Genomic DNA, 9,145 nt, shown 5'->3' with positions numbered 1-9,145 from the left:
CCCCAGTCCCCAGTCCCCAACTTACCGCTACGGTTTTAGAAACAGACGCAGCAACTGGCGGACGTTTATTGCAATTTGATGTGCCAGAGGGAAAGCCTTTAGTGCAACTGTTAGACGTATTTGGTGAAGTACCGCTACCACCATACATCACTACCTCGTCGGCTGCTGATGAGCAGTATCAGACAGTTTATGCCAAACAGCCAGGAGCGATCGCCGCTCCAACGGCAGGATTACACTTTACCCCAGAATTATTACAAAAGTTGCGCGATCGCAAAATCAATCAAGCTTTTGTAACGCTACACGTTGGTGTCGGCACTTTTCGCCCTGTGGAGGTGGAAGACGTAACTACCCACCAGATGCATGAAGAATGGATTGAAGTCCCTGCAACCACAGTAGAGCAAATCCGAGCGACTAAAGCAGATGGCGGTCGGATTATTGCTGTGGGAACAACAGCAGTACGAGCTTTGGAAGGGGCGGCTCAATCTGGGAATTTACAACCATTTTGCGGTAAAACAGACTTGTTTATTTATCCAGGCTACCAATGGCGGGCGGTGGATGGTTTAATTACCAATTTTCACCTACCGCGTTCCAGTTTGCTGATGTTGGTAAGTGCGCTAATTGGCAGACAACGGTTATTGAATATATACAACGAAGCGATCGCTTCAGGGTATCGTTTCTATTCCTTTGGTGATGCTATGCTAATTTTGCCGGAAGCCATTACAGTCTTAAGTCAGGCGTGAGGGCAATAAGGTTCGCTGAAGTTTTAATCCCTTTAATGCCATAATTTATGCTTTTGCTAAAAATGCTTCTGTGGTTTAAAGTGCCATGAAAAGCAATAAACTTTGGTAAACGAGAAAAATGAAATTACCGAAATCGGTATATTCTATTTCATATTATTTTAGAGTTGCTGATGTTTAGCAACTTTTACCTCTTTTAGAGAATTGTAATATTCAAAACGAGTGATTTTATGCGTGATTTCACAATTAAATTTGTTAAAACTCTGAGACAGGTAATCAATGCTCCAATGCTCATATTGTTTATCGTTAGTACAAAGAAAGAAGTGATTCTTGCAGATGTAAGACGATGGGCAAAAAATTTTGGGCTAATTGATAGTCCTGACTGGGTTAACATGCTCTATTTCCTTGATAAATATCCAGAATTTAGAACTCTTTACTATTACAGGATTAAAAAAGGTAACTTTATTGCATTAATACCAATGCATATTATAAAAATTTTTTACAAAGAAAGTCCCAGCCTATTTTTATATTGCGATAATATTGGTTCTGGGCTATTTATTCAACATGGGTTTAGTACTATAGTTTCAGCAGAAAGCATTGGTGAAAATTGCTGGATTAATCAACAGGTTACAATAGGATATAGCAGTAAAATGGAACGTCCTACAATAGGCAACAATGTAACGATAAATGCAGGAGCCAAGGTCATTGGTAAGGTAACTCTCAATGATAACGTCACAGTAGGAGCGAATGCAGTCGTAGTCAAAAGTGTTCCTAATAATTGTGTTGTTGTCGGTATTCCAGCTTATATAATCAGGAAAGATGGCGTGAAAGTAAAAGAGCAGTTGATTTAAACTTGTTTATTAGCAGATTATAAAACTTGTAGAATATTGCAATAATTAAAGGTATACAGAGCAACTTAACAAGGACAGGGGCACTTTTACAAAAGTCTGAAGCTCCCGGAATGAGGAATTATTAATTTTTTGATTTGTAATTTTTCATGCTGTGGTGGGTATTCTGACTTATAAAGATATGAGCATAAGTACATCCATGTCATTCCTGTCTAAAGAAAGTCAAACTCATCAATGGTTACACTGGTTATTTCACCAAAACTCCGTTCAGAAAAAGCCGTTGTTCACACTTCTGTTTGCTTTATCTGCGTTTTTGGTTTTAGCTGCACCGATAATTACTAATTTTCCAGGAAGTAAACTGCTCGCAGAAACCGCAATTTCTCAAGATCTTGAAGCAGCTAGCTTTTTCCAGCAGGGAGTCACGCGCTATAACCGCAAAGATTTACAGGGTGCGGAATATGCTTTTCGTCAAGCGTTGCTGCGAGATCCTAGCATTGGGGCAGCGCGGAATTATCTGGGTAATATATTCATGGAGCAAAATCGCCTGGATGTGGCTTTACAAGAATATACAGAAGCGATTAAAGTTAACCCAAATTCGAGCGAAGCTTATTACAACTTAGGGTTAGTTTTGCACCGACAAGGACAAAAAGAAGCAGCGATTATGGCTTATCGGCAGAGTCTTGTGATAGATCCTACAAGAGTAGCAGCGCTGTATAATCTGGGTTTGGTGCTGTATGAACAAGGACAGCTACCAGAAGCGATCGCAGCATACCAGCAAGCAATTAATTTAGATAGCAGCAATGCCAACGCCTATTTTAACTTAGCGATCGCTTTACAACAACAAGGTCAAACAGAGCTTGCGATCGCCACTTATCGCCAAGCCTTGCAGCTAGATCCTCAAAATGCCACAGCCTATAACAATATGGCAAATTTGCTAGCAATTCAAGGTCAAGCTTCTGAGGCTATTTCTGTTTATCGGCAAGCTATTCGCCTAAATCCTAAAAACGCCTCAGCTTACTATAATTTGGGGGTTACTTTATATAATCAAGGTGACATCAAGAAAGCTAATGGAGTATTGAAACGCGCCCATAACGAGTATCGCGAGCAAGGGAATATTGAGCAAGCTGAGAAAATAGAACAACTAATGCAGCAAATTGCTCAGAAAAGTGGGCAACAGCAACCTCAAGCCAGTCAAACAGCTACTCCCTCTCCGACTCCAGATCAAACAAGTAATGTAGTACAAACACCTGAGCCACAAACGCCAAATCAACCAGAAACTCCAGCTAACCCTAGCAATGTCCCTGTCTCAGTTGAAGCACAGCCTACTTCAACAAGTCCCGGACAATAAAAAACTCAGAGTTAGGAATAAAAGAAGAAGTCATCCGCCAGTCTTCAGAATTCAGCATAAATTCTGAAGACTGGTGCTTTTATTTTCCTTGATAGTTAATTACTGCTAACTCCTAACTTTCAATTGCTAATACAATTTCACGAAAATCTTAATATGTATAGATTTTCCGTAGGGGCAAACAGCTGTGCTATTCTACTTTTTTAAATCGGCAAACGATTGATATCTTTATTGCAGCCAATAACTACCATTGCTGAACCACGCTCTAAACGCTTGGTAGGGTCAGGATTAATTTGAAATTTACCATCCTGGCTCACTGCTAGCAAATTTAAACCATAGCGGTTACGAAGTTGAAGTTCAGTGATTGTTTTGCCGTGAAATTCATCAGGCACAATTAACTCTACAATACTGTTATCTGGATCTAAGTCAAACCGATCTAAGATTGCTGGTTTGGTAAGTGTACGTGCTAGGGCGCAACCCGCTTCATACTCAGGAAAAACAACATGATCTGCTCCTACTCGCCGCAACAGTTTGCGATGAACTTCACTAGAAGCTTTAGCAACTACATGGGGTACGCCAGCCTCCTTGACATTTAGGGTGGTTATAATACTTTCCTGAACGTAGTTGCCAATCGCTACAATTACAGTATCAAATTCAAAAATTCCAGCTTCTTTGAGTGCGGCTGGTTCTGTAGAATCTAGTTGCAAAGCATGACCAACTATTCCCTCAGTTAATGCTTCTGAAACTCGTTTTTCATCAATATCTGTTGCCAGGACTTGATAACCGAAATTATGCAGTGTAGAACAGACCGATCTACCAAAACGACCCAACCCAACTACAGCAAATTGCTGGTTATCTTTACGTAAACTGCGAAAAAAACTTAATGATGAAAGATTCACCGTTGCTATCCTTATTATTGCTCCCTGTATTTAGGGCAAAAAACGGTTATCCCGCTTGAATTAAAATTTTATTTTTTGCCTTCCAATGTATATTTTATCAGTGTAGTCATTAGTGAGTTGTCAAGAATTATTCTTCCCCCATTCTTGATTGCCTAACTATCCCACTAGGAGATTTTCTTCAGGATAATGAATTCTGGTAGGGCGTGGATCTCCTAGTATTGCGGACATCAGTAGTAAAACACCTACTCGTCCAATGTACATAGTCATAATTAAGATGAGCTTTGCTGTTGTAGTGATACTTCCTGTAATACCTGTAGAAAGTCCCACGGTAGCGAAGGCTGATACGACTTCAAACAAAATTTGAATAAAATCTAATGTTGGATCTGTGAGGCTGATTAAGATAGTAGCTAAAATTACGGTTGTTACCGAAGCTACCAATACACCGACAGCTTTCAAAATTAAAGATATTGCTATCTTGCGATCGTACAATAAGACTTCTTCTTTTCCCTGGAGAATCGTTTTAGTACAACTGGTTAAGACTCTGAGAGTGGTTGTTTTCATTCCTCCTCCTGTACCACCTGGACTTGCACCAATAAACATTAGTGCGATCGTAATAAATAGACCAGCAGTGGTCATTTTACCAATATCGATGGTGTTAAAACCAGCAGTTCTGGGAGTAACTGATTGAAACCAAGCTAGTAGTATTTGATCGCGTAAATTTAGATGACCAAATGTTTCTGGATTTCTGATCTCTATACAAAAAAAGGCAAATGTCCCTAGGATTAATAATATCAATGTTGTGCTAGTTGCAACTTTAAAATCTAAAGAAAACATTTGGTTTTGGATTTTTTTGAACATGCGATCGCGCAACCAAAGGTACATTTCCAAAATTACCTGATAACCAATGCCCCCAAAGATAATTAACATTGTGATGGTAAAGACTACTAAGAAAGATGACTGATACCCAATTAAGTTATCTTTGAATAAACTAAAACCAGCATTATTCCAAGCATTGATACTATGAAAAATGGCTAACCAAAGTCCTTTACTCCATCCATACTCAGGAACAAAAGCTGGCAGAAGTAAGAATGTGCCTGTAATTTCAAAAATTAAAGTTGTGGCAATAATTGAACGGATAACTTGGGTACTACCACTCATTCCCGGTCGGTCTAAAGCTTGTTGAATAGCTATTTTTTGCCGCATATCAAACCTCCGACCAATGAGCAAAATCAGAAATGTTGTAGTTGTCATGTAGCCCAACCCGCCAATCTGAGCTAATAATGCGATAAAAAATTGGCCCCAAAATGAAAAATAAGTACCAGGATCAACTACTGATAAACCTGTGACACAAACTGCGGATGTAGAGGTGAATAGTGCTACAATTAGGTTATTCCATGCACCATTGCTAGTTGAAAAAGGCATCATCAACAGGATAGTACCTACAGCGATGACAGCCAGAAATCCTAAACAAATTGTCCGAGCAACAGTCATAATTAATTCTTAATTAGTAATTCGTAGTTAAAAAAGTTAGATTTAATCTGGGTTTATATCTCTTGTATATGTATATTTGTTGGAGAGTTGGTATAATTTTGAGTAGAGAAGGTTTATTAAGGTAAAACTGAGAAATTTTTCCAAGAATGATACATCATGGTTGACCTTCTCTACAAGCAAAAATACCCTTATTTAATTAAAAACATACATGGTAGCCTATCTGTATGTTTTTTTAAATTCGGCTTTGTCTTAACACTGCTTTTTTCATGAGTGCAACACTTTACCAGCAAATTCAGCAATTTTACGATGCTTCGTCTAGTCTGTGGGAACAGATATGGGGCGAACACATGCACCACGGCTATTACGGCGCTGATGGTACGCAGAAAAAAGACCGCCGTCAGGCTCAAATTGATTTAATCGAAGAATTGCTCAATTGGGCAGGGGTACAAGCAGCCGAAAATATCCTAGATGTGGGTTGTGGCATTGGCGGCAGTTCTTTATACCTCGCACAAAAGTTTAATGCTAAGGCTACAGGGATTACATTGAGTCCTGTGCAAGCCACCAGAGCCACGGAACGCGCGTTGGAGGCTAATTTAAGTCTGAGAACACAGTTCCAAGTCGCAAACGCTCAAGCAATGCCCTTTGCTGATGATTCTTTTGACTTAGTTTGGTCGCTGGAAAGTGGCGAACACATGCCAGATAAGAAGAAGTTTCTTCAGGAGTGCTATCGAGTATTGAAGCCTGGTGGCAAGTTAATTATGGTGACTTGGTGTCATCGACCAATTGATCGATCGCCACTAACGGCGGATGAAGAAAAAGACTTGCAGGATATTTATCGGGTGTATTGTTTGCCTTATGTGATTTCTTTGCCAGAGTATGAAGCGATCGCACATCAACTACCATTACATAATATTCGCACTGCTGATTGGTCAACTGCTGTCGCCCCCTTTTGGAATGTGGTGATTGATTCGGCATTCACTCCCCAAGCGCTTTGGGGCTTACTAAATGCTGGTTGGACTACCATCCAAGGGGCATTATCACTGGGATTAATGCGTCGCGGTTATCAGCGTGGGTTAATTCGGTTTGGCTTACTGTGCGGCAATAAGTAGAATTCCACTTCAGGAAAAAGATGTAATCTAGGAGCATTGAAGTAGATGTTCTTAGATTGCATCATCGACTTTATAGGGGATTTGGAGCGATCGCAGCAAGTACCATCGGAGAGTTTAGCGATCGCAAAGTTTATAAAATTAAGTTTTTTCTTGTTAAATTTCAGCAAATGCCACTCGAACTGCAAAACCTCACAGGCGGTTACACTACAGTCCCGATTATTCAAGACATTAATCTCACACTGCAAACAGGAGAATGGTTAAGTTTAGTTGGTGCTAATGGTTCAGGTAAATCTACTTTACTCAAATTGCTGAGTCGTATTCTCTCCCCACAGCAGGGAACAGTGCTACTTGATGGCAAAGCAATTCACTCTCAACCCCCAAATCTAGTTGCACAAAAACTAGCATTCTTACCGCAACAACAAACGGTTCCCGTCGGCTTAACAGTACGACAATTAGTAAGTTTAGGACGCACGCCACATCAATCTTGGTGGCAGTGGGAATTAAACTCCCAAGATTGGGTTAAAGTGGAGGCTGCAATTAAAAAGACGCAACTAGAAAAATTGAGCGATCGCTTAGTTGAAGAACTTTCAGGTGGGGAAAGACAGCGTGCTTTTTTAGCTTTAGCACTAGCGCAAGAACCAAAAGTTTTACTATTAGATGAACCTACAACTTTCTTAGATATAAACTATCAATTACAACTATTAGAACTACTGAAAAATCTGAATCAACAGCAGGAATTAACTATTGTTACCGTTCTACACGAACTGAATCTAGCGGCACGATATAGTTCTCGCATTGCTTTATTAAAACAAGGTCATCTTTGGGAAGTTGGTAAACCTGAAGAAGTTCTGACACCAAGTGCGATCGCCCAAGTCTTTGGTGTGGAATCCGTGATTATTCAAACACCTGTTGGTTTACAAGTTTGTGCAATTTCTGCTGTGTCAGCATAACTCAATAACTTTTATGACTAGAGTTTGACACCTTTTTACTGCTTCTATGCAAGTCAGCCAAATTTACCCACTCCAGCCTGATGTAGTGCTGATGGATGTTGGAATGCTGCATCACAGATAGAATTGTAGCTACACAAGAAATTAAGAAGGTTCTAGATAGCACAACTCTTTACTTAGTTCGTGAGTCAGGCAAATCATGCAACTACATCGATTCGACAACATTCAGGAATTCTGGCACTGCACTCAGGCTTACTTACTCCAGCATCAGGTAGAAAATAATGTTTTGCTCAGTGTTTCGCATACCTTGTTACATAACCCAGAACGTTATCTGGGTAAGCCTTATTTAGCAATTGTCCAAACAAGTGGCGAGATTCTGGCTGTTGCCATCCGCACCCCACCCCAAAAATTGATCCTATCCAAAGCCCAGAATATGGATGCTTTGCGGTTGATTGCTCAAGATTTGCATCAAGAGCAACTGCCAGGAAGCATGGGACTGGCTCAAGAGGTAGAAATATTCTCGCAGACTTGGCAAACGCTGACAGGACAATTCTATCAACAGTCGGTGTTAATGAAAATTTACCAATTAACGGCAGTGCAAAGAGTCTCAAAGGCCAGAGGATATCTTAGACTGGCAACTGAAGGCGATCGCTCTCTTTTGATCGAGTGGCTTTCTGCATTTTTTTCTGAGATAGATGAGGCGGTGAGCCAAGATGTCCAACACCAAGTAGATAATCGCTTGAAACAGCAGAATACTTATTTTTGGGTTGATAGCACTCCAGTTTCAGTTGCGTCTTGTAAACAAGTGTTACCTACAATTGGTCGGATCAATTTAGCTTATACACCACCAGAGTATCGTCGCAAAGGATATGCCACTGCCTGTGTCGCAGCGTTAAGCCAAAAACTGCTAGACCAGGGATGCCGCGATTGTTTCCTCATAGCAGATTTAGCCAATCCCACAGCCAATCATATTTATCAAGCGATTGGGTATCGCCCCATTTGCGATTGGCACGAATACTCATTCACCTCGAATGAGTAAGCATAGTAAAGCGATTGCTCCAATTAAATTACTTTCTATAGCAGCTTATGTAAACTGCGATCGCACCTCCATCCCCTAAAACACCGATTCATTAATGGGGAAACTAGACCAAAATTTTTCGTTATTAAAATTTCCTAAAAAAAACTATTAATGCTTACTAAGCAGTATTAACATTTTAATGCTTCTACTATTTGAGCAAAAGCAACTTCTATATATGTATACAATTCTTGCTCATCTAATACGCCTTTAAATGCTTCATACCTTTCTGGAGTAACGACTATTCTAACTGGTTGCCCCAATCCTCTTATTTTTTGAGGATAAACATCAAGATCATCACCCCATTGATAATCTAAGCTTCTAAAGTCAACAACTAATCCACTGATTTGATGTGGGAAATTTAGCTCACAAAACTCATTAATCCTCCATTTAATAAAAAGTCCATCATCACTGCCAGCCGAGCCATATAAGTACTTACCACTAAATACAATTAAACCTGCTAATTTTTTTGTTTTGGGTATTTCCCATATATAATAATTACACTCTAATTTACTTATATTAAGAGTAACCTCTGTTAACTTTGGAGAGTATTTATTGGGCTTTGATAGTGACATATCATATCTTGACTAAAGTTGTTTATATTTACACGTACAAATGCTATAGGAATCATATTTGATTTTTGAACAAAATTAGGTATTGTAGGGTGTGTTAGAACGCAGTTCGTAACGCACCA

At 39.7% G+C, this 9,145-nt stretch carries 9 protein-coding genes; 6 read left to right on the top strand and 3 right to left on the bottom strand.

The annotated features are described in order from the left end of the window. The 3 genes from queA to CDG77_RS32145 form a co-directional block, all read left to right on the top strand. The coding region (queA, locus tag CDG77_RS32155) for a tRNA preQ1(34) S-adenosylmethionine ribosyltransferase-isomerase QueA (RefSeq protein WP_094333261.1) at positions 1–740 on the top strand (740 nt) is incomplete at its 5' end. A gap of 227 nt (positions 741–967) precedes the next feature. Then, positions 968–1,588 (top strand): serine O-acetyltransferase, encoded by a 621-nt coding sequence (locus CDG77_RS32150; protein ID WP_094333260.1) that lies wholly within the window; start codon positions 968–970, stop codon positions 1,586–1,588. 178 nt (positions 1,589–1,766) lie between these two features. After that, positions 1,767–2,933 carry a tetratricopeptide repeat protein gene (locus tag CDG77_RS32145; protein WP_094333263.1) on the top strand — a complete coding sequence of 389 codons (1,167 nt, stop codon included), beginning with the start codon at positions 1,767–1,769 and terminating at the stop codon, positions 2,931–2,933. Between the two features lie 200 nt (positions 2,934–3,133). Here CDG77_RS32145 and CDG77_RS32140 read toward each other — a convergent pair whose 3' ends face one another. Continuing rightward, on the bottom strand, positions 3,134–3,829 hold the full coding sequence (locus CDG77_RS32140; protein ID WP_094333259.1) for a potassium channel family protein: 696 nt from the start codon (positions 3,827–3,829) through the stop codon (positions 3,134–3,136). 156 nt (positions 3,830–3,985) lie between these two features. Further along, a complete protein-coding gene (locus CDG77_RS32135; protein WP_094333258.1) occupies positions 3,986–5,320 on the bottom strand; it encodes a TrkH family potassium uptake protein in 1,335 nt (444 codons plus the stop codon). 266 nt (positions 5,321–5,586) lie between these two features. On the opposite strand from CDG77_RS32135, the gene CDG77_RS32130 reads away from it, so the two are divergent. From CDG77_RS32130 to CDG77_RS32120, 3 genes are all read left to right on the top strand, one after another. After that, positions 5,587–6,429 (top strand): methyltransferase domain-containing protein, encoded by an 843-nt coding sequence (locus tag CDG77_RS32130; RefSeq protein WP_094333257.1) that lies wholly within the window; start codon positions 5,587–5,589, stop codon positions 6,427–6,429. Between the two features lie 167 nt (positions 6,430–6,596). After that, positions 6,597–7,379, top strand: a complete 783-nt coding sequence (locus CDG77_RS32125; RefSeq protein WP_094333262.1) for an ABC transporter ATP-binding protein — start codon at positions 6,597–6,599, stop codon at positions 7,377–7,379. Positions 7,380–7,575: 196 nt separating this feature from the next. Then, positions 7,576–8,415 carry a GNAT family N-acetyltransferase gene (locus CDG77_RS32120; RefSeq protein ID WP_094333256.1) on the top strand — a complete coding sequence of 280 codons (840 nt, stop codon included), beginning with the start codon at positions 7,576–7,578 and terminating at the stop codon, positions 8,413–8,415. 167 nt (positions 8,416–8,582) lie between these two features. Here the strand turns inward: CDG77_RS32120 and CDG77_RS32115 are convergent, their stop codons facing one another. Beyond that, positions 8,583–9,026 carry a hypothetical protein gene (locus CDG77_RS32115; protein ID WP_094333255.1) on the bottom strand — a complete coding sequence of 148 codons (444 nt, stop codon included), beginning with the start codon at positions 9,024–9,026 and terminating at the stop codon, positions 8,583–8,585. Positions 9,027–9,145 lie beyond the last annotated feature (119 nt).

Origin of the sequence: Nostoc sp. 'Peltigera membranacea cyanobiont' 213, from assembly GCF_002245975.1 — a bacterium.
GTDB lineage: Bacteria > Cyanobacteriota > Cyanobacteriia > Cyanobacteriales > Nostocaceae > Nostoc.
The sequence above is the reverse complement of the archived record's forward strand: the minus strand, read 5'-3'. Positions and strand labels throughout refer to the sequence as shown.

Coding starts and splice junctions, on each gene's coding strand:
- CDG77_RS32150 (WP_094333260.1), top strand. CDS start 968: ATGCGTGATTTCACAATTAAATTTGTTAAAACTCTGAGACAGGTAATC.
- CDG77_RS32115 (WP_094333255.1), bottom strand. CDS start 9,026: ATGTCACTATCAAAGCCCAATAAATACTCTCCAAAGTTAACAGAGGTT.
- CDG77_RS32135 (WP_094333258.1), bottom strand. CDS start 5,320: ATGACTGTTGCTCGGACAATTTGTTTAGGATTTCTGGCTGTCATCGCT.
- CDG77_RS32125 (WP_094333262.1), top strand. CDS start 6,597: ATGCCACTCGAACTGCAAAACCTCACAGGCGGTTACACTACAGTCCCG.
- CDG77_RS32120 (WP_094333256.1), top strand. CDS start 7,576: ATGCAACTACATCGATTCGACAACATTCAGGAATTCTGGCACTGCACT.
- CDG77_RS32145 (WP_094333263.1), top strand. CDS start 1,767: ATGAGCATAAGTACATCCATGTCATTCCTGTCTAAAGAAAGTCAAACT.
- CDG77_RS32130 (WP_094333257.1), top strand. CDS start 5,587: ATGAGTGCAACACTTTACCAGCAAATTCAGCAATTTTACGATGCTTCG.